This is a genomic window from Dactylosporangium sp. NPDC005572 (assembly GCF_040605515.1).
Lineage (GTDB): Bacteria > Actinomycetota > Actinomycetes > Mycobacteriales > Micromonosporaceae > Dactylosporangium.
This window is the reverse complement of sequence record NZ_JBEXCY010000024.1, coordinates 18,010-42,684: the sequence shown is the minus strand read 5'-3', so window position 1 is coordinate 42,684 and position 24,675 is coordinate 18,010. Positions and strand designations below refer to the sequence as shown.

Sequence of the window (24,675 nt, the reverse complement as noted above, 5' to 3'; positions counted from 1 at the left end):
CCTCACGATCCGAACGGCCGGTACACCATCAGGACCACGATCACGCAGACGATCACGAACGACAGCCCGGCCGCCCCGGCGAGCCGGTCGCCGAGCGCGCTCAGCCGCTCCCGCTCGACGCCATCGGGCTCGTCGAGGGCCGCCACGGCCGAGCGCCGCTGCAGCAGCTGCGCCGCCTTGCGCAGCGCCGGCACCGTGTAGCCGGCGGACACCCCGAGCAGCACGACGAACAGCGTCGACGAGATGATGACCCAGGGCGTCCCGAAGGTGTACCGCGACGACACCGCCACCGCGAGCGCCCCGAACAGGGCGACGACGACCGACCCGGCCGTCGCCCAGCGCCCCGCGACGAACGCCTGACGCGCCGCGTCGGCGTCGCTCTTGCGGATGGCCCGGCGGCCGACGAACCCGGCGAGCACGAGCGGGCCGATGAGCAGGACCGCCGCAAGCACGTGGACCAGGACGACGAACCGCTCCATGCGATCACGGTACGTTCACGCCCGGATTCGGCGGGTCACCCCACACGAATGGCGCCCACTGCCCCCGCCCCCGGCGATGGTGGACGCGTCCCAACAAGCGGAACGTTCTCAAGGGGGAACCCATGACGAGTGCCACGGCCGAACGCACGCAGGGCGGCACGATGGAGCGCGAAGGCGAAGACATGCTCAACCCGCTGCTGCTCGCCGCGTTGATGTCGCGCCGCGAGGAGTCGTCCGAACGCATCTTCGACCACCCGCTGATGCTCGCCGCGCTGGCCAAGCGGCGCGGGGAGGGCGAGAGCATCATCGAGCACCCGCTGCTGCTGGCGATGCTCGCCCGTCGCCGCCGCGAGGAGGAGGGTGAGAGCATCATCGAGCACCCGCTCCTGCTGGCGATGATGATGCGCCGCCGGGAGCGCGGGGAGAACATCATCCAGCACCCGCTCCTGCTGGCGATGATGATGCGCCGCCGCGGCGAGGAGGGTGAGAGCGGGATCGAGCACCCGCTGCTGCTCGCCGCGATGCTCGCCCGCCGCTAGATCCGACAGGAGCCGACCATGCCGGCCGAGCCGTCCGGCGATCACGAGCACACACCGCATGTGGACTCGGTGATCGACGATCTCATCCTCGACATCCTCAACGACGCGGGCCGGGCGCAGGGCGCCGCAGCCCGGGGCCGGTCATCGCCTGCCGCGTCACTGCTCGACCTGGTGCTGACCCAGGGCGTCCGCGGCACCGGCGGCTCCCTCGTCGAGCGGGTGCTGCTCGCCGAGGTGCTCGCCGGTGCCATCGCCGACGCGCTCGCGCCGGCCCTCGCCGAGGCGCTCGCGCCGCGGCTGCTCCAGGTCATGGAGGGCGACGGCGGCGACGAGGCGCCCGCGCACACCCGGCGCCCCGCCGCCACCAAGTCGGCCTCCACCCGCAAGACCGACGCGAAGTAGCAACCGACAGTCGATCAGCCGCCGATCAGCAACCGATCAGCAACCGATCCGGGACGCCCCGACCGCCACGTCGTCGAACCACAGCGTGTCGTCGCCCGTGCCGTAGGCCTCCCAGCCGAGCCGCAGGTCGGCCGGCTGCGGCCGCCAGGTGCGGGCCAGCCACTGCTGGTCGATGTCGGCGGTCGGGGTGCCGTCAACGGTCAGGCCCGCCACCGCGGTGCCGTCCAGCCACGTCGACAGGGCGCCCCGGCCGTCGACCATGAACTCGACGCAGGTCCACGTGCCGGTCGCGAGCGGCCGGCTCTGCGCCACGCCGGCCGGGCTCTGCGCCGGCAGGGTCGCGTCGTCGGACTCGCGGTTCCACTGCAGGGCGCCGTTCTGGCCGCCGAGGCGCAGGTCCTTGCCGCCGTCGCCGTTGTCCCTGAGGGCGGCGAACGCGACGTGGGCGCTGGGCAGCGCCGTGCTGTGCCGGACGTAGAACCTGCCGTACCACACCGAGCCCAGGCCGCTGAGATCCTTCGCCGGCTTCAGCATGACGTGGTTGCAGTACCCGGCCCTGCCGTCGACCCGGACCGACCGCGTGCCGCCGTGGCGCACGGCGGTGTCGACGGTGGCCGTGCCGCTGCCCTGGCAGTTGGCGTACGACAGCCCCCAGTCACCCGACACCGTGCTGCCGGTCTGGCTCTCGAAGCCGTCGCAGAACGCCGCCGCGCCGCAGTTCGTCGCCGGGGGCGGCCCGGACGTGCTCACGCTCGGGCTCGGCGACGTGCCGGGCGGGCTCTGGGTCGGCTGGGTGCCGCCGGCCGCGGTACACGTCGGCTGGGGCAGTGGGGTGCTCGGACCGTTGGCCAGGAAGCCGAACATGGTGCTGCCCTTGGCCGGCACGGTGCCGTTCCACGCGGCGTTGGTGGCGGTCACCCGGGTGCCGGTCTGGCCGACGGTCGCGTTCCAGCCCTGCGTGACGCTCTGCCCGCCGGTGTAGTCCCAGCCGACGGTCCAGCCGCTGATCGGGGAGGGGCCAGGGTTGGTGACGGTCACCGAGCCCTGGAAGCCGCCCTGCCAGGAGCCGGCGACCTGGTAGGTGGCGGTGCAGCCGCCGCCGGTGGGGTTGCCCGGCCCGGAGCTCGACGGCGCCGGACTGGACGGACCCGGACTGGACGGACCCGGGCTCGAGGGCCCCGGGCTGCTGCTTCCGCCGATGCCGGTGACCTGGCCGTTGCCGCCGTCGAAGACCACGTCGGAGCAGTTGTAGAACGTCTCCGTGCTGTCCGAGCGGGCCCACATCGAGTAGATGATGTGCCGGCCCGACTTGTTCGACGGCAGGCGCCCGGTCCAGTAGTAGTGCCCGTCGGCGGTGCCCGGCGAGCCGACCATCGCCGGGTTCGTCACCTGCAGGAACGGCGTCGGCTCCAGGTCGCCCCAGGCGAGGGGCTTGAGCGGGTCGAAGCCGTCCTTGGTGATGTACAGCGAGAACGTGCCGGGGTGCGCCGCCCAGTTGCTGTAGTCGAACTCCATGCTCGCGCCGGCGGTCAGGTGGGTCACCGGCCAGTCGGTGCGGGCCAGGTCGAAGCCCGAGAAGTCGTACACGGTCGCGTTGGCGCTGCACAGCTTGCCGTCCGGCAGGAAGCCGGAGATCCGCCCGGCGCCGTCGGAGCGCAGCTGGGCGAACCAGTTGTACAGCGAGTTCGGCCCGCTCTGGGTGACGGCGGCGGCGCAGGCGGGGTTCCTCGGGTTGATCGCACCGGTGGCGTCCAGGCCGTCCTTCCAGCACAGGTACGTCCGGCTCCCCGGCTGCATCATCGCACCGTGCGCGGACGCCGGGCCCGCGGTCAGCACGACGGCGGCCGCGCCGGCCAGCGCCGCGGCGAGCCAGAGCGCCACTCTTCGTCGTCGGTCCACTGCGTCTCCTCGGTCATAGATCTCGGTCACTGCACCCGGATTGAAGGCCGCTGACCAGCGCATTGACAACGACGAGGGCGCCGCCGAGCGCGATGTCCAGGGTTTTGGGATGAAAGATTCATCACCAGCCGCTACCAACCCGACTGAGGGGTCGATAGGCTTCCGACGCTCAGTGCGCCTTTTGTCCCCCCTCCCGCGAGAAATATCGAGGTTCGGCCATGGGTTCATCCGCTCCCCTGCGGATCGCTGTCGTCGGCGCCGGCATCGGCGGCCTCACCGCCGCCATCGCCCTGCGCGCCAAGGGTCACGAGGTCGACGTCTACGACCAGGCCAACGAACTGACGGCGATCGGCGCCGGCATCTCCCTGGGTGCCAACGGCATGAAGGTGATCGACCGCATCGGCCTCGGCCAGGCGGTCCGCGACGTCTCCTCCAACCTCCAACGCATCCAGTTCCACCACTGGAAGACCGGCGAGATCTTCCACGAGCACCCGATGGGCGACTGGTACGACGAGCGCTTCGGCGGTCCGTTCCTCGGCATCCACCGGGCCGACATGCACGAGGTCCTGCTCGACGCGTTCGACGGGGCTCCGGCCCTCGGCCACCGCGCGACCGCGATCCGCGAGTCCGAGGACACGGTCGAGCTGGACTTCGCCAACGGCTGCACCATCACGGCCGACGTGGTGATCGGCGCCGACGGCCTGCGCTCGGCCGTCCGCGAGCACGTCTCCGGCCCCGACGAGGCCGTCTTCTCGGCGATGAGCTGCTACCGCGGCCTGGTGCCGGTGGAGAAGGTCCCCGGCGGCGACGAGATGGGCCTGACGTTCTTCCTCGGCCCGAACCGCCACCTGGTGGTGTACCCGGTCCGCGGCGGCGAGCTCATCAACTTCGTCGCCTACGTCCCCGACCCGGAGTGGACCCTGGAGTCCTGGTCGTCGAAGGCCGACTCGGCCGAGGCGGCCGCCGCGTTCACGGGCTGGAACGACACGGTCACCACGATGCTGAGCAACGTGCAGGAGACGGGCCGCTGGGCCCTCTACGACCGCGAGCCGCTGCGCCGCTGGAGCACCGGCCGGGTGACCCTGCTGGGCGACGCCGCCCACCCGATGCTGCCGCACGCCGGCCAGGGCAGCAACCAGGCCATCGAGGACGTCTCGGTGCTGGTGGCCCTGCTCGGCTCGCCGGAGCACCCGGTCGCCGAGGCGCTGCACCGCTACGAGCAGATCCGCAAGCCCCGCACCCGCCAGATCCAGATGGGCTCCCGGGGCAACGCGGCCTGCTTCCAGCTCCCGGACGGACCGGCGGCGGACGAGCGCAACGCCCGCCTGGTGGCCCTGCCGGACAACGTGGCCTGGATCCACGGCCACGACCCGGAGTCGGACCTCACGCCCGTGGCGTAGTCCGGTCGAAATCGTCGTCTCCCGTTCGACGCGTCAGTGAGAGCTCACTGACGACGTCGAACGGGAGACCCGAGATGACCACGACGACCCGCACCCACACCCGCTCCGTGACGCCGGCCGTCCTGGCCGCGCCGCTCTTCGTCGCCGCGGCAGCGGCGCAGGCCGCGACCCGCGACGGCTACGACCTGACCCGCCATCCGGTGAGCATGCTGGCCCTGGGCGACCTGGGCTGGATCCAGACGACGGTCTTCGTCGCGACGGCCCTGCTCACCCTCGCGGCCGTCCCCGCCGCTCAGCGGCTGGCCGGCGGCTGGACCCCACGCCTGCTGGCCCTCATCGGCGCGGGCCTGCTGATCGCGGCGGCCTTCGAGATGGACCGGGCGGACGGCTTCCCAGTGGGCACGCCGGCCGGCCCACCGTCAACCTTCAGCTGGCACTTCATCGTGCACAACGTGGGCGGCAGCCTGTCCTTCCTCTCGATGCTCGCCCTGTGCTTCGTCCTGTCCCGCCGCCTCACCACCGCCTGGCGCCGGACCGGCCGGGCGGCGGGAGCCCTGTTCGCGGCCGGCCTGGCCTGGGCGATGACGGGCGGCACGGCGGGTTCGCTGACCCTGTTCCTGGGCGTGGCGGTGGCCTGGCTCTGGATCGCCGCCGCGCTGCACCACCTGAGCACCCGCCCGTCCTGACCCGCCGCGCCCGGGCGGTGGTCGCGAGGTCACGGCGAGACCGTGCCGGCCACCGACCAGGCGCGGGCGGGGAGCGCGAACGGGCCGTCGGGAAGCCCGGCGCGCACCCGGTCGCGGATGGCGGAGCGCTGCTCGGGCGGCAGGGACGTCAGGTAGCCGGGGGCGGCGCCCTGGCCGCCGAGGAACGGGGTCCAGTAGTCCGCGAAGCCGGTGAACGTGGTCTCGATCTCGATCGGAGCGACCGAGACGGCGCGCAGGCCGGCCGAGTCCCAGGCCGCGCGCAGGGCGTCGGGGTGGCACAGCGGGAAGCGCGGGCCCTCGTCCAGGTCGGCCGCGGCCGGATCGACCTCGATCGCCGCCCGCCAGAACCGCCGCATCATCTCCATGCCCCCGGCGTAGTCCCAGACGTAGGCCGCGACCGTGCCGCCGGGGGCGGTGACCCGGGCCAGCTCGCCGACCGGCCGGGCGGCCGGGCCGGGGACGAAGTTCAGGGCCAGGCCGCTGACCGCGGTGTCGAAGCAGCCGGCGGGGAACGGCAGGTCGCGGGCGTCGGCCACCGTGAACGAGGCGTGCGGGACGGCGGCGCGGGCGGCGCGGACGAAGCCCGGCGAGCGGTCCACGCCGGTCAACAGCGCTGGAGCCGGTATTGCGGCGGACAGCGCGCCGGTGCCGCAGCCGACGTCGAGCCACCGGCCGCCGGCCGGGCGGGCCAGCCGGGACAGGAACGCGGCCGCCACGCGGCGGCTCCAGCGGCCGACGTACGCGTCGTAGGCGTCGCCGGCCTCCCAGGTGTCGTACGTCATGCCATCGAACCTTACGGGTGCGTCCGGGGAGTTGTCCGGGGTGCGACCCGGATGTCCCTCTCGGCCGGGCGGACGAGGCTGCTCGTATGACGCCTTCGCCACTCGTGCGGGCCGCGGCCATCGGCGCGCCCGTCCTGCTCTTCCTCTACGGCTCGCTGCGGCTGCTCGACGGCGCCGACGGGCACCACGACAAGGGCGGCCTGCTGTGGAACGCCGGCCACGCGCTGTTCTTCGTCGCGTTCCTGCTGCTCGGCGCGCTCACCGTCGGGGTGCGGCGGATGGTGCCGGTGCGCACGTTCGGGCAGCGCTGGCTGGCCAACGTCGCCGCCGCGTTCGGGGTGTTCGGCGCGGCCTGCTTCCTGGTCGTCATCACCGGCGACCTGTCCCCCGCCTTCGCCGACGCGTTCCCGCTGCCCGGCCCGCTGGAGCTCGCCGGGCCGGCGCTGTTCCAGGTCGGCGTGCTGATCCTGCTCGTGCTGCTGGTCCGGGCCGGGCGGCTGCCGGTGTGGAGCCCGGCGCTGGTGTTCGCCGGGTTCGTGGCGATCGCGGTCGACCTCGACTTCATCCCGCTCGCGGCGGTGCTGCTGCTCGGCGGCCTGGCCCCGCTGCGCCCGCGTCAGCCGGCGGGGGTGCGGCGGACCACCTGAAGGAGGTACTCCTTGCGGTCCCGCGGGTCGGGGCCGGTGCGCGGGCGGTCGGGGACCGGGCCGTGCACCGGCTCGTAGCGGTCGAAGTCGTACTCCAGGACGCCCTCGCCGCGGGTCAGGCCGGGCAGCGTCCGCTGCAGCCCGTCCACGTCGGCGGCCGGCACGTCACCCTCCAGTCGTCCGGGCAGGCTCAGCAGCGGCACGGCGCGGTGGCGGCCGAGCGCCTGCAGTACGACACCGGAAAGCTCCGCCGGGAACTCCAGCCGGAACCGGTGGACCGGCTCGAGCACGGTGGTGCCGGCGGCACGCAGCGCGTCCATGAGGACCAGCGGCGTGAGGTTGCGGAAGTCCCCGGCCGTGCTCGACATGCTCTTGTCGAAGGTGCCGTGGGCGTGGCTCTGCCGGGGCCAGTAGCCGGAGTGGGTCATGGTGACCATGCAGTCGGTGGTGCGCCAGCCGTGCAGGCCGGCCCGCAGCGTCTCGCGCACCGTGTCCTCGACGGCCGTGAAGAAGGCCGCGGGCATCGAGCCGCGCTCGACCTCCAGCCGGAACGCCACGCCGGAGCCGGGCGGCGCCGGGTCGACCCGCAGCCCCACCGTGGCCAGGAACGGGGCGGCACCGATGTGCTCGACGGCGGCACCGCTGCCGGCCGGGCGCTCGACGCAGATCGTGATGCTCTCGCGGAAGGTGACGGCGAGGCCGTACTCGTCGCGCAGGGTGGCCTCGACGACCTCCTTCTGGACCTCGCCGTAGAGCGAGACGCGCAGGTCCTCGGCCCGCAGGTCGATGAGCGGGTCCTGCTCGGCGAGCCGGGTGAGGGCCGTGTGCAGGGCGCCGCGCTCGGCGGGGTCGGCGGGCACCACGATGCTCTCCAGCGTCGGCGGCGCGAACTGCCGGCCGGTGCCCGGGGGCGGTGCGCCGACCGGGTCGCCGACCCGCACCGACGCGAGGCCCCACAGCTTGCCGATCCGCCCGGCGGTGACGGCGTCGCGGCGCACGACGGTGCCGGACTCGAACACGCCGACGGCGGTGACCTTGTCGTCGCCCATGAGGCGGTCGCGGACGTGGAGGGTGCCGGAGAACATGCGCACGTACGCGACCTTCTCCCCCGCCGGCCCGCGCTCCACCTTGAACACCGTGCCCGACACCGGCCCTCCCGGGTCACCGTCCACTGTGGGCAGGCAGTCGCGGATGGCGGCGGTGAGCGCGGGGATGCCCTCGCCGGTGATGGCGCTTCCCTGGTACACCGGGTGCAGCTGCATCGACCGCGTCTGCCGGGCGAGCCGGGACCGGATCTGCGCGGCGGGCACCGGGCGGCCCTCGACGAAGGCCGAGAGCAGCTCGTCGTCGTGGTCGGCGAGGACCTCGACGACGTCCTTCCAGGCCGGCGCGAGCGGCACCGGCAGCTCGCCGAGCACCCGCTCGGGATCGGCGCCGCGCCGGTCGGTCTTGTTGATGAAGACGATCGTCGGGATCCGCAGCCGGCGCAGCGTGCGCAGCAGGATGCGGGTCTGCGCCTGCACGCCCTCGACGGCGGAGACGACGAGCACGGCGCCGTCGAGCACACCGAGGACCCGCTCCACCTCCGCGATGAAGTCGGGGTGGCCGGGCGTGTCGATGAGGTTCACGGTGACGTCGTCGATCGCGAACGAGACGACGGCGGAGCGGATGGTGATGCCCCGGCGCCGCTCCAGGTCGAGCGAGTCGGTCTGGGTGCTGCCGTCGTCGACGCTGCCGAGCTCGTCGATGACGCCGGCGGCGTGCAGGAGCCGCTCGGTGAGGCTGGTCTTACCGGCGTCGACGTGCGCCAGGATGCCGAGGTTGAGGATGCGTGATGACAAGCGTCATGTCCCTTGGTCCGCGGGTCGGGTGGGTGGACATGAACGCTGCTCGCATGACGGGCTCCTTTCCTGGCGTCTCCTGGCAGTCAAACACGGGCGTCAAGCCGTTTGTGGAAGCCTTTTGTAGAAGAAGGTGCAGTCCTCCAGCACCCCGGCCGGGTTCGCGGCATAGTCCGGGACGATGCCGTACCGCGTCCAGCCGGCCGTCTCGTACAGCCGCTCGGCCGGGCTGCCGGTCGCGGTGTCGAGCAGCAGCAGGCTGATGCCCCGCTCGGCGGCGGCCCGCTCGGCGGTCTCCAGCAGCTCCCGGCCCAGCCCGCGGCCGCGGGCGGCGCTGTGCACGATGAGCTTGACGACCTCGCCGCGGTGCCGGCCGTTGGGCTTCGGCTCGGCCGCGAGGGTGACCGTGCCGACGACGCCGGCCGGGGCGTGCGCCGCCCAGACAGTGAGGCTGCCGTCGGCCACCGCGGGCTGCCGGGACCGCCACCAGCCGGCGGCCTGTTCGGGGCCGAACGGGTCGCGGAACCCGAGCGAGGCGCCGCCGGCGACGGCGTCGGCGAGCAGGCTGCCGAGTTGATCTGTGCTTTCGGAGTATGTGTCGACGGTCAGCTTCCGGATCATGCGGACTCCCTACGGCAGCACGATGAGCAGGACGTACCGGGCGGCCTCCGGCCCCGGGCACTGGAATCTCGAACGGCCCCAGAGCCGGTAGCGCAGGCAGTCGCCGTTCGTCAGGCGGTGCTCGGTGTCGCCGACCGTGAGGCTGAGGGCGCCGCCGAGCATCCAGAGGTGGTGCTCGAGGCCGGCGACGGGCGGCACGTCGTACGCGATGTCGGCGCCCGGCCGCAGCGTGCCCTCGATCACCTCGCCGCGCAGCCCCGGGTGCGGCGGGGAGACGGAGCGCCGCACGAAGCCGGAGGCGTGGTCCTCCCAGACCGGCTGCCGGTCGGCCGGCACCAGCTGCGGCGGCTCGGGCTCGACCTCGGCGAGCAGCCGGGACAGGGTGCGGCCGTACGCCGCGCAGAGCTTGTTGAGCAACGACGCGGTGGGGCTGATCTCGCCGCGCTCGAGGCGGGACAGGGTGGAGCGGCTCACGTCGGCGCGCTGCGCGAGGTCGTCGAGCGACCACCCGCGCTCGGTGCGCAGCTCGGCGAGCCGCCCGGCCAGCCGCTGCTCCAGCTCGGTGGTTCCCATATCCGGGACACTATCCCAGATCTGGGATACGGGCTACTTCTCCTTCTCGCGGGCGGCCTCCTGCAGCCGCTTCCACTGCGCCTTGGCCTCGGGGCTCCACCCCTGCATCGCACCTTCGACGGTCGCCGGCCCAAAGATCTTGAACAGGAAGTTGCCGATCCGGTCACGCTTCGCCATCACGCCATCCTTGGTGTACAAATTATTTGTGTACCAAGAGTCTGCCACGGGGGTGCCGGTTTGGAACAGGGCATGATGGTGGTCGTGACGCAGGCCGCAGACCCGGTTCCCGACCCGCTCGCACTGGAGCGCCAGGTGTGCTTCGCGCTCGCGGTGGCGGCGCGGAGCGTGATCGGCGTCTACCGGCCGCTGCTGGAGCCGATGGGACTGACCCATCCGCAGTACCTCGTGATGCTCGCGCTGTGGCAGCACGCCCCGCTGTCGGTGACCGACCTGAGCCGCCTGCTGCAGCTGGACCCGGGCACGCTGTCCCCGCTGCTGAAGCGCCTGGAGTCGGCGGGCTACGTGACCCGCGAGCGCTCCCGCACCGACGAGCGCGCCCTGGCCGTGACCCTCACCGACGCCGGCCGCGCCCTGCGCGCGGAGGCCGAGAAGATCCCGGCCGCGGTGGTCGACCGCCTGGGCATGCCCCTGGAGGACCTCCAGCACCTGCACACGGTCCTGACCGAGGTCATCGCCGCGACCCGCACCTGACCCCGGGCCACGGGCCGGCCGGTGGCTCTCCACGCGCCGGCCCGCCCCGGGCTACCGTGCGGACATGGTGGTCATCGCGCACGTCAGTGACATCCACATCGACGACGGCGAGCGCAGCGTCGAGCGGGCGCGACGGGTCCTGCAGTACGTCGCGCGGCTGCCGCGGGCGGTCGACGTCGTGGTCGTCACCGGGGACGTCGCCGACCACGGCCTCGACGCCGAGTACGCGCAAGTCCGCGAGCTCGTCGACCTGCCGGTGCCGGTCCTGCTCTGCCCGGGCAACCACGACGTGCGGGCCGCGTTCCGCGCCGGGCTGCTGGGTGAGGCCCGGTCCGACGGACCGGTCAACCAGGCGCGGGTCATCGGCGGGGCCCTGTTCGCGCTGTGCGACTCCAGCATTCCCGGACGCGACGACGGGTGGCTCGGCGACGAGACGCTGCGGTGGCTCGACGCGGAGCTGACCGCCGCGGCCGACCGGCCGGCGTTCGTGTGCTTCCATCATCCGCCCGTCGAGCTCGGCGCACCGGCGGCCGACGGGATCCGGCAGTTCGGCGCGGACCGGCTGGCCGAGCTCGTCGCGCGGCACCCGAACGTGGTGGCCCTGCTGTGCGGGCACGCACACACGCCGGCCGCCACCACCCTCGCCGGGCGGCCGGTCCTGGTCGGCCCGGGCGTGGTGTCGACGCTCATGCTGCCGTTCGAGAGCGACGCCGTCGTCGACCTCGACCTGCCCCCGATGCTGGCGTTCCACCTGCTCATGCCCGACCGGCGGGTCGTCACGCACTACCGCGTGGTGGCCTGACCCCGGCGGCCGGCGATGCGCCGGCTGCTGTACGGCACCCTCGGTCCGGCCGCGTCGCCCCGGTGGTAGCGGACGGGTGAGGTCACGGCCGGTGCGGGTGGACCGGGGCCGGACGGGTATCGACGGCCGATGGCTGACCAGATGGCGCGGCGGATTCGGGACGTGATCGCCCCGCTGCGGGTGCCGCCCGACACGCGGGTGCGGCTGCCGAAGGACTTCGACCCGCGGTACAAGGCGCGGCTCGCGCGCAAGAAGGACGGGGCCGAGATCCTGCAGCGCGGGGTCGAGCTGCTCGCCGACCAGCAGGCCAGGCTCGCGGCCCAGCGGACGCACGGGCTGCTGGTGGTGCTCCAGGCGCCCGACGCGGCCGGCAAGGACGGCACGATCCGGCACGTCATGAGCGGGGTCAACCCGCAGGGTGTGCACGTCCACAGCTTCAAGCAGCCGTCGGCCGAGGAGCTCGACCACGACTACCTGTGGCGGTACTCCGATCATCTGCCCGCCCGTGGCGAGATCGCCATCTTCAACCGGTCGCACTACGAGGAGGTCCTGGTCGTCAGGGTGCACCCGGACCTGCTCGACCGCCAGCGCATCCCGCCGTCGGCGCGGCAGGGCAACATGTGGCGGCGGCGGTACCGCGAGATCAACGCCTGGGAGCGGCACCTCGTCGGCAACGGCTTCCGGATCGTCAAGCTGTTCCTCAACGTGTCGAAGGAGGAGCAGCGCCAGCGCCTGCTCCAGCGGATCGACCGGCCGGACAAGAACTGGAAGTTCTCGATGAGCGACATCCAGGAGCGCAAGCGGTGGGACGACTACCAGGCCGCGTACGGCGACATGCTGACGCACACCAGCACGCCGTGGGCGCCGTGGTACGTGATCCCGGCCGACCGGAAGTGGTTCGCCCGGCTCGCCGCGGCGGCGGTGATCGCCGATGCCCTGATCGGCATCGGCGCGCAGTTCCCCACCGTCGACGCGGCGACCCGGCGCGCCCTGAAGGAGGTCAGGGCGAGCCTGGAGGCGTCAGCTTCCGCTTGACGAGAACGACGCCACCTCCGCAGCGGTCAGGGCCCGGCTGTAGAGCCGGGCGCTGTCGATCGCGCCGTCGAGGTACGGGTCGGCGTACTGCGAGCGGCCGAACCAGTTCTGCGTGGTCGCGCCCAGGCTGGACGGGCTGAGCGTGAGGCCGGTGTTGCGGGCGACCTCCGCCCCGTTGACGTACAGGATGCCGAGGTTGCCGCTGCGGGTGACCGCGACGTGCGTCCACGCCCCGACCGGCAGCGCCGCCGGCGCCTCGATGCGCTGCTCGCCGCCGGAGCCCGACGACGTGATGGCGAACCGGGCCGTGCCCGCGCTGGAGCGCGGGGTGAGGAACATGTTCACGCCGCTGCCCGAGCCGAAGTCGAAGACCCGCGACCAGGTGGTGAGCGTGTCGATGCGCACCCACAGCGCGATCGAGAAGTTGGTCGCGCCGTTGAGGATGCCGGTGGGCAGCGCGACGTAGCCGTTCGTGCCGTTGAGGTTCACCGCGTTGCCGGTGCGACCGGCGACGAACGACGTGTTGACGCCGGTCGCCGTCCTGCCGTTGCCGGTGGCGTCGGTGTACGCGCTGTCGAACTGGTAGTGGGCGACGAACTGCGGCAGGGGCTGGGTCGTCGTCACCGACCAGTAGACGGAGTACCGCTGGCCGTGCACCTTGTAGAACGGCGCGAGCGTGACCCCGCCGGCGGTGTACTGCAGCGGCGTCGACGTCGCGGTGAGCGACGACGGGTTGAGCGCCGGCAGCGCCGACAGGTTCTGGGTCCCGTACAGCCCGGCCAGGACGATCGGGCCGACCTTCACCGCCTGCACGGTGCTGTTGTCGTTGGTCGACTCGCGGGTCAGCGCCATCGGCAGCGTCACCTCGACGACGTCGCCGGACGCCCAGGTGCGGTTGAGCGTGGCGTAGGCGCCGGGGGCCGGGGCGGCCTGCGCGGCGCCGTTGACGGTGATCGCCGCGCCGGTCGCCCACGCCGGGATCCGGATGCGCATGGTGAACGCGCCGGCGCCGGTGACGGTGAGCCGGGTCGAGCCGCCCTCGGGGAAGCTCGTCTCCTGGCGGACCGTGACGCCGCGGGCCGACCAGGTGAGCACCGACGGGACGAACAGGTTGACGTACAGGGTGCTCGCGTTGTCGTGGAGGTAGATGGTGTCGCCGTACTTCGTGTTGCTCTCCATGCCGGTGCCGTGGCAGCAGACGAAGCTGTTGTAGTCGTTGCTGTACGTCTTGATGCCGCCCGCCCGCAGCGGCACGTAGTAGCACTGGAAGCCGTGCGACGAGTTCGGGTCCTGCGAGGCGAGGATGTGGTTGTAGAGCGCCTTCTCGTAGTAGTCCATGTAGTCGGCGCGCGACGGGTCGGTCATGAACAGCAGCCGGGTGAGCTTGAGCATGTTGTAGGAGTTGCAGCACTCGGCGGTGGTGTCGGACAGCTCGCTCGCGATGCGGTCCGGCGCCTTGAAGTACTCGCCGTTGGAGTTGCCGCCGATCGCGTACGTGTGGTGCCCGACGACGATGTCCCAGAAGTTCACCGCGATGTCCCGGTACCGGGTGGTGCCGGTCGCGTGGTACTCCCGGATCGCCCCGACGACCTTCGGGATCTGGGTGTTGGCGTGGTAGTTGTTCAGCGCGTCGGTGTTCGCCGCGAGCGGGTCGAAGATCTCGGCGTGGTCGAACTGCTGCGCGGCGGCCAGGTGCGCGGCGGTGCCGGTCAGCTGATAGAGATTCGTCAGTACCTCGTTCATGCCTCCGAACTCGGTGTCGAGCATGTTCTGACGCTGGGTCTGGGTCAGCCGGTCGTTGCGGAACTTCACCCACGACGCCATGCCGGTGAGCACGGTGAGCGCCTGCGCGTTGCCGGCCAGCAGGTGCATGTCGAGCAGCCCGGCCATGATCTTGTGCAGGGTGTAGTACGGCGCCCAGACCGACTGGCGCGCTTCGACCCGGTCGATGAAGCTCTCCGGGAAGGCGCTGAGGTAGCCGGTGTTGAAGCCCGCGGTAGCGGCCCGGGCCTGGCACTGGGCGAGGACGGTGACCAGCGCGTCGCCCTTGGTCTTGAACGCGGTGTTGCCGGTGCTCGCGTAGGCCTGCGCGAGGGCGGAGAGCAGGTGGCCCATCGAGTGCCCGCGCAGCTCGGTGGTCGGCGACTCCCAGCCGCCGCACGCGGTGGCCGACGACGACAGCCCGACGTTGAGCCGGAACGTGTGCAGCATCCGGTCGTTGTCGAGGAACAGCAGGTAGGACTGGGTGCGGGCGGTGTTGGCGGTGAACGGGCTGCTCAGCAGTGCGACGGCGGAGAGCGGGAAGGCGTAGAGCGAGACGCCGGTGTCGGGCCGGGCGGCGGTGGCAGCCGCCGTCGTTCCCAGCTCGACGAGCGTCGTGGCTCCGACCGCGGCGGCGCTGCTCTTGATGAGCGTTCGACGCGAGACGGGCATGGTTCCTCCCAGGGCAAAGGGGTGTCCCCGGACCGCCCGTCCGTGGGCGGTCCGGTCCGTGCCGTGTTCGTTTATCCGCGCAGGGCGCCCGACATGAAGCCGCGGACGTAGCTGCGCTGGAGGAACAGGAACAGCAACAGGCAGGGCACCGCCATGAAGGTCACGCCGGCCTCCAGCGCGGCGTAGTCGATGGCGCCGAACGAGGCGGTGCGCATGTTCACCACGGCGAGCATCATGGTGAACTTGTCGGTCGAGTTGAGCAGGATGAGCGGGGCGAAGAACTCGCTCCACGAGGTCAGGAACGCGAACAGCCCGACCGTGACCAGCCCCGGGCGCACCGCGTGCAGCATCACCCGGGTCAGGATGCCGAAGCTTCCACAGCCGTCGATGAGCGCCTGCTCCTCCAGCTCCTTCGGGATCGCCTCGAAGGAGTTGCGCATCATGAAGATGGAGAACGGCAGCTGGAACATGATGAGCACGGCGCTGAGCCCGACGAGGGAGTCCTCGAGGCCGATCCAGCCCAGCAGCACGTACAGCGCGATGAGGATCGTCGCGTAGGGCACCATGAGGATCGCCAGGGTCAGCAGGAACAGGGCGTTCTTGCCGGGGAACTGGAAGCGGCCGAAGGCGTAGCCGCCCAGGGTGGCGATGACGAGCGTGCCGCCGACGGTGAGCACCGAGACCGCGACGCTGTTGAACACGTGCTCGAAGCGGATGCCGTTGTCGGAGGTGAACAGCCGCGAGTAGTTCTCCAGGCTGAAGCCCGTGGGGGTGCGGAACGACGCCCAGGCGCTCCAGAGCAGGGGGAACAGGAACAGGATGGCGAGGGCCGCCGCGGTGAGCTTCTTCATGCTGTCAGCCCTTCCTGCGGAGCATGCCGAGCTGCACCACGTTGAAGACGATGAGGACGCCGAGGAGTACCACGGAGATCGCCGCGGCCGAGCCGAGGTCGAGCTCGATGAATGCCTCGCGATAGATGACCATGACGAGCGAGGTGGTGCTGTTGTCCGGGCCGCCGCGGGTGAGGATCCAGAACTGGTCGAAGGCGAGCAGCGAGCCGGTGACCATGAGCGTCAGCACGAGGGCGATGGTGGTACGCATCAGCGGTACCGTGATGCGTCGGAAGATCTGCCAGGAGGTGGCGCCGTCGAGGCGGGCCGCCTCGTAGACGTCGACCGGGATCGCCTGCAGGCCCGTCAGGAGGATCAGCATGTTGAAGCCGGCGAAGCGCCACAGCACGAGACCCACGGCCGAGCCGAGCGCCGTGTTCGGGCTGCCGCTCGTCCACGACACGTAGCCGTCGAGGAGGCCGACCGCCTCGAGGATCCGGTTCACCGGGCCGATCTCGTCGCTGAGCATGCCCAGGAACAGCAGCGAGGCGCTCGCGAAGCCGACCGCGGCGGGCAGGAAGAACGCGGTGCGCAGCAGGCCTACACCGCGCGAGCGGTGCTGCACGACGAGCGCGAGGCCGAATGAGAGCGCGAACAACAGGACGGTGACGACGACGGTGTACTTCAGGGTGAACCACGCGGCCGTCGCGAGCAGGTCGTCGTCGGAGAGGGCGGCGTAGTTCTCCGGCGCGTTCAGCTCGGGCGGGCCGAGCAGCGGCCAGTGGTGCAGCGACATCCAGGCCACGAGGCCCAGCGGGACGACGAAGAACATGCCGACCACGAACGCCGTCGGCGCGGCGTAGAGGGCACCGATCCACCGTCTCGTGTCGCGGCGTCTCCGGGCGGGTGCCGCCGGCAGAACGGGCGGCTTGGCGGGGGCCAGCAAGGTCATCTTCGCTCCGGTCGGGGGCTCGCTCCCTGGGGCGGGGGCGGATGCTCCGGTGGGTTGGGCGCCCGCCCCCCGCGTGGTGCGGGGCGGACGCTTCGGGCTCGGCCCGCCCCTCGCGAGGCGGACAGTCGTCGGGCTCAGGCCCACCCCGGGCAGGGGCGGACGGTTGGGGCTCGGCCCGCCCCTGGCGAGGCGGACGGGTCCGTGCCCCGCGGCCGGGGCCGTGTGATCGCGAAGGGTTTCGGCACCTATGGCTGGTGGAAGTCTTCGTGATCATGGTCTGGGTTGCGTTCGGTCGGTGGCGCCCGCGAGCGGGGGCGTTCCCGGTCCGGCCCGCCCCCAGGCTCGGGGGCGGGCCGTTGCCGGTGGCTACTTCTTCAGGGACGCCGTCAGTGCCGTGGCGCCGTCGTCCAGGGACTTCTTGGCGTCGCCGAACAGGGCGCCGCGGAAGGCGGTGACCCAGGGGCTCTGCGGGTCGTTGTAGGTGGCGTTGAAGTTCTTGGCGTAGGGCGTCTTGCCCTTGCCCATCAGGCTGTTGATCTTTACCACGCGCGGGTCGGACGAGGAGTACTTGTTCTCGGCCAGGTCCGTGCGCACCGGCACGCCCTTGCCCTTGGCCACGACCTCGACCTGAGCCTCGTCGCCGAGGGTCCAGGCCAGGAAGTCCCAGGCCTCGGTGGCGTGCTTGCTGGTCGCGCCGATGCCGATCGAGTCGCCGCCGACGAAGGTGGACTCGCCGCCGTTCATGCCGCTGATCGGGGCCACGCCGAGCTTGAAGGTGGCCTTCTCCTCGATGAGGCCGAGCCACGCCGACGGCGCCGGCGCGATACCGATCTTGCCGCTCTGCAGTGCGCCGAGCCAGGTCGGGCCGGCCTCGTCCTTCGACGCCGGGGCCGCGACGCCCTCCTCGTAGAGCTTGCGGTACAGCGCGAAGACGTCCGACATCTCCTTGCCGTTGATCTTGCTCTCGGTGCCGTCCTCGTTCATGACGTCACCGCCGGCCGCCCACACCGACGGCCACAGGGTGAAGACGTTGCAGCCGCCGCAGTTGCCGCCGAAGTAGGTGCCGTTGATGTCGCCGCCGAGCTTGTCGACCGCGCGGGCCGCGGCGGCGAACTCGGTCAGGTTGGTCGGCGCCTTCTCCGGGTCGAGGCCCGCCTGCTTGAACAGGTCCTTGTTGTACAGCATGACCGACATGTCGATCGTGTGCGGTACCGCGTAGTTCTTGCCCTTCCAGGTGCCGTTGCGGACGTGGGCCGGGGCGACCTTGTCCTTGACGGCGAGCGCGCCGAACTTGTCGGTGATGTCCAGCCAGAGGCCCTGCGACGCGTACTGGGGTGCGAACACGACGTCGGAGGCGAACAGGTCGGGCAGCGCCTTCGCGCCGGCGGCGGAGGCGAGCTTGGCCGGGTACTCCTCGTTGGGGTACGCCGTGACCTCCACCTTGTTCTTGTGCGTGGCGTTGTAGGCCGCGGCGTACGCCTTCGAGATGGACTCGGTGGCGGCCCGCGTCCAGAGCGTGATGGTCGCGCCGCTGTCGGGGGACGCGGGCGCGGAGGGGGTGTCGTCGCCGCAGGCGGCTGCGCTCACGACGAGTAAGGCAGCGACAGTGCTACCGATCCAGCGTTTCAAGTCCTTCATCCCTTCCCAGATGACACACGATGCTTGTGAGCGTTCTCATTGCGCAAGACCTTTGGTGCTGTGGCGCACGACGAGGCTGGGCGCCGACCGGTGGGTGCCGGCGCGGCGCACGCCCGTCGAGATCTGGGTGACCAGCAGGTTCAGGCTGTCGCGGCCGAGCTCGGCGAAGTCCTGCCGGACGGTGGTGAGCGGTGGTTGCAGGTACGGGGCCTCGGGCACGTCGTCGAAACCGACCACGCTGACGTCCCGCGGCACGATCCGGCCGGCCTCGTGCAGCGCCCGCAGTACACCGATGGCCATCTGGTCGTTGCCGCAGAACACGGCGGTGACCGACGGGTCGGCGGCCAGCCGGATGCCGGCGGCGTGCCCGGACTGCGCGCTCCAGTCGCCCGGCAGCGGCCGCGGCACGGGCCGGCCGGCGTCCTCCAGCGCCGCCCGCCAGCCCGCCTCCCGCTCCCGCGCCTCGGGCCAGTCGGCCGGGCCGGCGACGTGGTGCACGGTCGGGTGGCCGAGCTCGATCAGGTGCCGGGTGGCCAGGGCGGCGCCGGCGGCGTTGTCGACCGCGACCATCGGCACCTCCGGGTGGGTGTCGCCGCCCGAGCCGCTCAGGAGGCCGACGGCGACGATGGGGACGTCGAGGGGGACCTGGCCGAGCGCGGTCCAGGCGGCCGCGACCGGCGCGAGCGTGACGATGCCCTCGACCGACTGCTCGCGCAGGCGGCGGATCGCCTCCCGAACCGATGCCACGTCCAGCTCCCGGGCGCTCGCGATGCTGACGAAGAAACCGGCCTCCCGGGCCGCCCGTTCGATGGCGTGCACCATGAACGACGGCCCGAAGAGGGTCGTGTCGAACGTGACCAGCCCGATCGTCTGGGACCGGTTGGTCGCCAGGGTCCTGGCGGCGGCGTTGGGCTGGTAGTCCAGCTGCCGCATCGCCGCCAGGACCCGTTCCCGGGTCTCGGACCGTACGTTGGGATGGTCGTTGACCACCCGCGACACGGTCTGGTGGGAGACCCCGGCGAGGTTGGCCACGTCCCGCATCGCCGGCGGCCTCCGCACCCCTGTCATGCGCTAGCAGTCCCTTCCTCCTGGGCCGGGGCCTTCGGCTCCTGGCCTCAGAACGCCTTCACTTCGAGCAGCCCCACCGACTGTGTGCCGCTCTGCAGCAGCACGCGCAGCCGGGTGGTGCTCACCGGTGTGAAGGTGACGTGGTTGTACTGGTTGATCGCCGTCGGGTACCCGGAGGCCCCGGCCACGTCGACGTAGGCGGTGCCGTTCCAGTACTGCAGCTTCCAGGACGCCGGCAGCCGCACGCCGCCGTTGTCGTCGAAGAAGTACACGTCGGCACTGCTCAGCGTCTGCGCGGACGACCAGGTCAGCAGGCCCCACTGCTCGCCGGTGTTGGGCCAGGTCCCCCACCGCGGGTTGACCGTGTCGTTCGACGACGGCGGGTCGATGCCGTCGTTGAGCGCCGCCACGGACTCCCACTGCGAGGTGTACGACGCGGTCGGCGTGGCGCTCGTGGCGAGGTTGCCGCCGCCGGTCGGCGGTGGCTCGCTCGTGCCGCCGCGGTTGTACACCTTGACCTCGGTGAGGCCGGTCTTGAACCCGGAGGCGTGGGTGACCTGCACCCGCAGCCGGGTCGTGTTGACCGCGGTGAACCTGACCACGTTGTAGTTGGCCTGCGGGCTGGTCGGCGTCTTGACCTGCGACGCCGCGTTCACCCAGGCGCTGCCGTTGTAGTACTGGATCTGGTACGAGCCGGGCTGGCGGTACCGGTTGGTGGCCCGGTCGTTGCGGAACCACAGCCGCACCTCGTCGACCGTCCGCGCCTGGCCGAGGTTGAGCTCGAGCCAGTCGGTGGCGTTCGGCGAGCCGTAGGTGCCCCAGATCGGCTCGTTGATCGGGAACCCGTCGACCGCGTTGGCGCCGGCGGTGCCCGAGGCGGTGTAGGACGCCGTGGTGGACACTCCCTGCGCGTAGTTGGTGAGGTTCGCGGTCAGGTCGACGCCGGCCTTGTTGAACATGTCGACCATCTGGGCGCTGTTCTGCGTCACCTGGGCCGGCGACTGCAGGCCCGAGTAGGCCGCGCTGAACAGGACGGTCCCCGTGGTGGTGACCGCGCCGGTGTCCGGGTTCCAGGTCATCGGCGCCAGGCGGTCGATGGTGGCGACCCGGGTGCCGTTGATGTAGATCGAGTAGCCCTGCGGGACGCCGCTGTACTTGACGACGCCGTCGGCCGGGTCGTCCCAGATGATGCTCAGGTCGGCGTTGCGGTATCGCAGGTTGTTCGCCGCGAAGTTCGGCCAGCCGATGTTCAGCGGGCTGAGCTCCACCTGCTTGTCGCTGCGCGGCCGCAGGCCCATCACGTCCTCGATGACGGTCCAGTTGTTGCTGCCGAGGATGTTGTGGTGGATCCAGGAGCGGTAGTCGATCGTCTTGGTGCCGTTGTTCCAGTCGGCCCAGAACTCGTTCGCGTCGGGCCACTGGGTGTTGCCGCCGATGTACTGCGCCCAGGCGTTCCAGTACAGCAGCTTCTTGTAGTCCTCGACCGTCATCCACTGGTTCGGGTAGTTGCGCAGCACCGACGAGTAGAGCCGGAACTGCACGGTGGAGTTGATGGTCGAGAAGTTGTTGCTGCCGGGCTGGCCGGCCGCGGCGGCCGCCGCCTTGTCCTTCTGGTTGGCCGTGAAGAACGGGAACACCGGGTACTCGGCCGGGTCGGCGAACAGGCGCAGCGCCTGCCGGTACTCGTCGGTGTTGGGCATCGCGCCGACCGAGTACGGGTAGTAGTTGTTGATCTCTTTCCACGGCACCAGCGTGTTCGTGCTGACGTGCCGGTGCTCGATGAGCTTGTTCGTGGAGTCCCAGAGGTACGTGACGATGCCGTTGCGGATCCGGTCGGCGATCGCCTGCATCTCAGCGGCCTTGGTGGTGTTGCCGATCGCCGCGTACGCCTGGGCTGCGGCGAGGGCGCCGCTGTAGACGTAGGCGGACTCGGCCCGGTCGAGGTTGCCGGAGCGCCAGTGGAACGACACGGCGTCGGCGTCGTTGCCGGTGAGCGCGCCCCAGTCGTACTCGATGAGCCCGTTGTTGTTGTGGTCGTAGTAGGAGAGCTGGCCCTTCACGTCGCCCTCGGCGTACTTGGCCAGGTTCCCGGCGATCGCCGGCTGGCCGCCGTGGATCTGGTAGCTGCGCCAGGCCGCCTCGGCGATGTACTGCGTGTAGCTGTTCGACCAGTTCTCCGGGTCACCCGGGTTGTCCATGAACCGGCCGCCCTTGGAGACCTGCCCGGCCGACACCCACGAGCCGTAGGACAGGGCCGGGTTGCGCAGGTACTTCAGGTCGTCGATGTGCATCGGCTGGGTGAGCACGATGGCGTTGTTGTAGCCCAGCGCGCCCTCGACCGGGATCGGGAACTGGAAGTCCTGACCGGGGATGTCGGCGTCGAGGAAGTTGAACCGCATGAGCCACCAGCGGTAGTAGATCTCCTTCTTGATGGCCGGCTCGGGGACGTCGAGGTAGGGCACGTTCTGCGCCCACCAGCGGTTGTAGTCGCGCACGTGGGTGGCGAACGCGGTGGCCGCCGTGTAGCCCTTGTAGGTGTTGTACTCGGTGAGCGACGCCGGGATCTCGTTGGCGACGAAACCCATGAGCACCTTGGTCGTGACCGTCGCGCCGGCGGCGATCGTGATCGAGCGGTTCAGCCCGCCGCTGCTGACCGTGAAGCCGTCGCCGGACAGCCTGGGGTACAGCGTCGTCAGGTTGTTCTTGACGTTGACCTGGCCGGTCAGCTCGTTGCCGCTGCCGCTGGTCGCGTAGGGCGACGTCGCCCGCAGCGTCACCGTCGCCGACGCGCTGCCGGAGTTGGTGATCGCCAGGTTGGCGACCGCCACGTTGTTGTTGGTGATGAACTTCGTCTGGTCGATGCGGATGCTGCCGCTGGTGTGCACGCTCTTCCAGTGGCTGGGCGCCTGCCAGCGGGAGCTCACCTGCTCGGTGAACGTGCCGGGCGAGGCCGTGACCGTGAAGGCGTTCGCGTTGCTGATGCTCTCCCAGTAGGCGACCTGGCCGGCGAAGCCTAGGGTCCCGGGCGTGTGCGTCTTCATGAACAGCGCACGCCCGCGGCTCATCAGCCAGGTGCCCGCCGGGTCGTTGCCGGGCCGGGCGAGCAGCCGGTCCATCCAGAAGTCGGTGCCACCCGCCTCCGCGTCGTAGATGGCCTGCATGGTGTTGCCCGTGCTGAGCCCCACTGGTGGCTGCGGGACGGCGGGCCCGCTGAACGTGGGGTATCCGATGGTCTGGGCCGCGGACGCCTGGGTGGCGGGTAGCGTCACGGCCGCGATCGATCCGGTGAGGACGGTCGTCAACGCGAGTGCCAGTCTGGATCTCCAGCGGGGGTGTGGCATCGCGTCACCTCCTTGTTCGGGTCAGGACGGGGTGGTGGGCAGCCAGATCCGCATCGTCGAGGGGCCCCGGCGGGCCCAGCGGTGGTAGGGGACGAGAGGGATCACGACGGGATCGGGCTGTTCGGCGGTCTGGGGTTCGCCACGGTACGGCCAGCCGCCGGCGACGGGCAGGATCCGGCGGCCTTTCACCGCCGTGGCCTCGGGTGCGACGGATGTGTCGACCCGCAGCTCGTCGAGGGTGACGCCGTCTTCCTGGTCGACGGACTCGGCGCACATGACGACCGGCCCGACCTCGACGGCGGCGCACCCGCGCAGCGCGTCCGCGCGCGGGTCGGGGAACGTCCAGCGCGGACGCATGTTCAGCTCCAGGCGGATCTCGCCTGTGGTCGTTATCTGATGTGTCTGTGTGCCCTGGTCGCCCGCCCAGTGCGGAATCCGCAGCGTGAGCGTGCGGGGCGTCGGCGGCGCCTCGACGACGGTGACGGTGACGGCCCCGGAGTCCGGGAAGGCGGTGTCGACGTCGAGCACCATGCCGCCGGCCTCGATGCGCATCGGCGCGTACTGGTGCAGCTGCACCCCGCCGTCGTCCTCGGTGACCAGGTAGGTACCGAGCGAGGCGACGAGCCGGCCGACGTTGTTGAGGCAGCAGGACACCTCGAACCACGGCGCCCGCGGCCCGCCGCCGAAGCGCAGCTGCTCGCGGTCGAGCGGCAGTACCTCGGTCTGGGCGCGCTGGTGCAGGGTGTTGGCGTAGAAGAAGGACCGCCCGTCGTCGGCGACCGCGGTCGCGACCACGTTGTGCAGCACCCGCTCGACGATGTCGCCGTAGCGCGGCTCGCCGGTGGCCAGCAGCAGCCGGTGGGCCAGCATGATCGTGGCGACCCCGGCGCAGGTCTCGGAGTAGGCGCGGTCGGGCGGCAGGGCCCAGTCGTCGCCGTAGCTCTCGTCGAGGTGCCGCGAGCCCATGCCGCCGGTGATGTGGGTGCGCCGCTCCAGGGTGCGGTCGAACTGCCGGGCCACCGCGGCGAGCAGGTCGTCGTCGCCGGTCTCCACGGCGACGTCGACCGCGCCGGCGGCCAGGTACAGGGCCCGCACCGCGTGGCCGTGGAAGACCTCGCCGTCGCGGACCGGGATCGCGTCCTGGAAGTACCGCCACCCGAACTCGTGCTCGGGGAGGCTGCGGTGGCCGCGGCGCTCGACGAACTTGCGGGCCTGGTCGAGGTACCGCTCGTCGCCGGTCACCCGGAACAGCTCCACGAGGCCGGTCTCGACCTCGGGGTGGCCGCAGAAGCCCTCGTCCGCGAACTGCACGCACACGTGGTCAGCGGCCCGGCGGGCGACGGCGAGCAGCTCGTCCGGCGCGGCACCGGTGCGGGCCCCGGCGACGGCGGCCTGCAGGAAGTGCCCCACGCAGTACAGCTCGTGGCCGAAGTTGAAGTCCGCGTACCGCGGCGGCTGGCCGGGCCGGCCGTACGCCGTGTGCAGGTAGCCGTCGCCGGCCTGGGCACCCGCGACCAGCGCGGTGAGCTCGGCCAGCTGCGCGGCGTGCGAGGTGCCGCCGGGCCGGCCGGTCTCCCAGGACAGCGCCTCCATCAGCTTGTAGACCTCGGAGTCGGAGAACTCCCGGCCGCGCCGCGCCGGGCTGATCGGCTCGACGAAGTTCCCCGTCCAGCCCAGCCGGTCCAGCCACGTGCGGGAGTGCTCCATCGTGGCGGTGCCGATGACCGCCTGGCGCTGCCCCCAGAACCCGCCGGTGATCCGCACCTGGTGCAGGCCGACGGGCCGCAGCGCGCCGCGTGAGGGCACGACTGGTCCCCGGATGGCTGTCACCGCCACCGCCTCTCCGAAAAACTCGAAAACCTTTTCGGAGATAATGGCCGTCCGTTACCGGTGTGTCAACGGTCTCTTCCCTTGGAGAGTGCACGTTGTGACAGTGGCGCCTGTCCGGCTATGCTCGCCGAAATATTTTCGGAGG

General features: G+C 71.4%; 21 protein-coding genes and 2 pseudogenes. 8 read left to right on the top strand and 15 right to left on the bottom strand.

Features of this window, described 5'->3' with window-relative positions:
• Window positions 1-2: 2 nt before the first annotated feature.
• Entirely contained in the window at window positions 3-479 is a 477-nt protein-coding gene (locus ABZS66_RS15080; RefSeq protein ID WP_354757789.1) for a DUF2269 family protein, read from the bottom strand.
• Between the two features lie 122 nt (window positions 480-601).
• Between ABZS66_RS15080 and ABZS66_RS15075 the strand changes: the two genes are divergently transcribed.
• Both ABZS66_RS15075 and ABZS66_RS15070 read left to right on the top strand, forming a co-directional pair.
• Window positions 602-1,018, top strand: a complete 417-nt coding sequence (locus ABZS66_RS15075) for a hypothetical protein (RefSeq protein WP_354757787.1) — start codon at window positions 602-604, stop codon at window positions 1,016-1,018.
• An 18-nt stretch (window positions 1,019-1,036) separates the two neighbouring features.
• Window positions 1,037-1,420 carry a hypothetical protein gene (locus tag ABZS66_RS15070; RefSeq protein WP_354757785.1) on the top strand — a complete coding sequence of 128 codons (384 nt, stop codon included), beginning with the start codon at window positions 1,037-1,039 and terminating at the stop codon, window positions 1,418-1,420.
• Window positions 1,421-1,456: 36 nt separating this feature from the next.
• Here ABZS66_RS15070 and ABZS66_RS15065 read toward each other — a convergent pair.
• Window positions 1,457-2,098, bottom strand: a pseudogene (locus tag ABZS66_RS15065) (cellulose-binding protein); the annotation flags it as partial.
• Between the two features lie 126 nt (window positions 2,099-2,224).
• Window positions 2,225-3,301: pseudogene (locus tag ABZS66_RS15060) on the bottom strand (lytic polysaccharide monooxygenase); the annotation flags it as partial.
• Window positions 3,302-3,537: 236 nt separating this feature from the next.
• Here ABZS66_RS15060 and ABZS66_RS15055 point away from each other — a divergent pair.
• Both ABZS66_RS15055 and ABZS66_RS15050 read left to right on the top strand, forming a co-directional pair.
• A complete protein-coding gene (locus ABZS66_RS15055; RefSeq protein ID WP_354757783.1) occupies window positions 3,538-4,719 on the top strand; it encodes an FAD-dependent monooxygenase in 1,182 nt (393 codons plus the stop codon).
• 74 nt (window positions 4,720-4,793) lie between these two features.
• A complete protein-coding gene (locus tag ABZS66_RS15050) occupies window positions 4,794-5,405 on the top strand; it encodes a DUF998 domain-containing protein (protein ID WP_354757781.1) in 612 nt (203 codons plus the stop codon).
• A gap of 29 nt (window positions 5,406-5,434) precedes the next feature.
• On the opposite strand, the gene ABZS66_RS15045 is transcribed toward ABZS66_RS15050, so the two are convergent.
• Entirely contained in the window at window positions 5,435-6,208 is a 774-nt protein-coding gene (locus ABZS66_RS15045; RefSeq protein WP_354757779.1) for a class I SAM-dependent methyltransferase, read from the bottom strand.
• An 86-nt stretch (window positions 6,209-6,294) separates the two neighbouring features.
• Between ABZS66_RS15045 and ABZS66_RS15040 the strand changes: the two genes are divergently transcribed.
• The gene (locus ABZS66_RS15040; RefSeq protein WP_354757777.1) at window positions 6,295-6,855 is read left to right on the top strand and encodes a hypothetical protein; all 561 of its coding nucleotides are present in this window, start codon (window positions 6,295-6,297) and stop codon (window positions 6,853-6,855) included.
• On the opposite strand, the gene ABZS66_RS15035 is transcribed toward ABZS66_RS15040, so the two are convergent.
• The 4 genes from ABZS66_RS15035 to ABZS66_RS15020 all read right to left on the bottom strand — a co-directional run bounded on the left by ABZS66_RS15035 (window position 6,825) and on the right by ABZS66_RS15020 (window position 10,067).
• On the bottom strand, window positions 6,825-8,696 hold the full coding sequence (locus tag ABZS66_RS15035) for a translation factor GTPase family protein (protein WP_354757775.1): 1,872 nt from the start codon (window positions 8,694-8,696) through the stop codon (window positions 6,825-6,827). The two genes, ABZS66_RS15040 and ABZS66_RS15035, sit on opposite strands and share 31 nt — an antisense overlap.
• A gap of 99 nt (window positions 8,697-8,795) precedes the next feature.
• Window positions 8,796-9,317, bottom strand: a complete 522-nt coding sequence (locus ABZS66_RS15030) for a GNAT family N-acetyltransferase (RefSeq protein WP_354757773.1) — start codon at window positions 9,315-9,317, stop codon at window positions 8,796-8,798.
• A 9-nt stretch (window positions 9,318-9,326) separates the two neighbouring features.
• A complete protein-coding gene (locus ABZS66_RS15025; RefSeq protein WP_354757771.1) occupies window positions 9,327-9,890 on the bottom strand; it encodes an XRE family transcriptional regulator in 564 nt (187 codons plus the stop codon).
• A 33-nt stretch (window positions 9,891-9,923) separates the two neighbouring features.
• A complete protein-coding gene (locus tag ABZS66_RS15020; protein WP_354757769.1) occupies window positions 9,924-10,067 on the bottom strand; it encodes a hypothetical protein in 144 nt (47 codons plus the stop codon).
• 84 nt (window positions 10,068-10,151) lie between these two features.
• Here ABZS66_RS15020 and ABZS66_RS15015 point away from each other — a divergent pair, with 84 nt between their 5' ends.
• From ABZS66_RS15015 to ABZS66_RS15005, 3 genes are all read left to right on the top strand, one after another.
• Window positions 10,152-10,601 (top strand): MarR family transcriptional regulator, encoded by a 450-nt coding sequence (locus ABZS66_RS15015; protein ID WP_354757767.1) that lies wholly within the window; start codon window positions 10,152-10,154, stop codon window positions 10,599-10,601.
• Window positions 10,602-10,665: 64 nt separating this feature from the next.
• Window positions 10,666-11,403: a metallophosphoesterase gene (locus tag ABZS66_RS15010; RefSeq protein ID WP_354757765.1), complete on the top strand. Its 738-nt coding sequence runs from the start codon at window positions 10,666-10,668 to the stop codon at window positions 11,401-11,403.
• 129 nt (window positions 11,404-11,532) lie between these two features.
• Entirely contained in the window at window positions 11,533-12,438 is a 906-nt protein-coding gene (locus ABZS66_RS15005) for a PPK2 family polyphosphate kinase (protein WP_354757763.1), read from the top strand.
• Here the strand turns inward: ABZS66_RS15005 and ABZS66_RS15000 are convergent.
• The 7 genes from ABZS66_RS15000 to ABZS66_RS14970 all read right to left on the bottom strand — a co-directional run bounded on the left by ABZS66_RS15000 (window position 12,424) and on the right by ABZS66_RS14970 (window position 24,506).
• A complete protein-coding gene (locus tag ABZS66_RS15000; RefSeq protein ID WP_354757762.1) occupies window positions 12,424-14,871 on the bottom strand; it encodes a beta-L-arabinofuranosidase domain-containing protein in 2,448 nt (815 codons plus the stop codon). The genes ABZS66_RS15005 and ABZS66_RS15000 overlap by 15 nt on opposite strands.
• 71 nt (window positions 14,872-14,942) lie before the next feature.
• A complete protein-coding gene (locus ABZS66_RS14995) occupies window positions 14,943-15,722 on the bottom strand; it encodes a carbohydrate ABC transporter permease (RefSeq protein ID WP_354757760.1) in 780 nt (259 codons plus the stop codon).
• A 4-nt stretch (window positions 15,723-15,726) separates the two neighbouring features.
• Window positions 15,727-16,653, bottom strand: coding sequence for a sugar ABC transporter permease (locus ABZS66_RS14990; RefSeq protein ID WP_354757758.1), 927 nt, complete (start codon window positions 16,651-16,653; stop codon window positions 15,727-15,729).
• 366 nt (window positions 16,654-17,019) lie between these two features.
• Entirely contained in the window at window positions 17,020-18,240 is a 1,221-nt protein-coding gene (locus ABZS66_RS14985; RefSeq protein ID WP_354757756.1) for a sugar ABC transporter substrate-binding protein, read from the bottom strand.
• 87 nt (window positions 18,241-18,327) lie between these two features.
• The gene (locus tag ABZS66_RS14980) at window positions 18,328-19,359 is read right to left on the bottom strand and encodes a LacI family DNA-binding transcriptional regulator (RefSeq protein ID WP_354757754.1); all 1,032 of its coding nucleotides are present in this window, start codon (window positions 19,357-19,359) and stop codon (window positions 18,328-18,330) included.
• A 47-nt stretch (window positions 19,360-19,406) separates the two neighbouring features.
• Window positions 19,407-22,661, bottom strand: coding sequence for a discoidin domain-containing protein (locus tag ABZS66_RS14975; protein WP_354757752.1), 3,255 nt, complete (start codon window positions 22,659-22,661; stop codon window positions 19,407-19,409).
• A 60-nt stretch (window positions 22,662-22,721) separates the two neighbouring features.
• Window positions 22,722-24,506: a beta-L-arabinofuranosidase domain-containing protein gene (locus tag ABZS66_RS14970; RefSeq protein ID WP_354757750.1), complete on the bottom strand. Its 1,785-nt coding sequence runs from the start codon at window positions 24,504-24,506 to the stop codon at window positions 22,722-22,724.
• Window positions 24,507-24,675 lie beyond the last annotated feature (169 nt).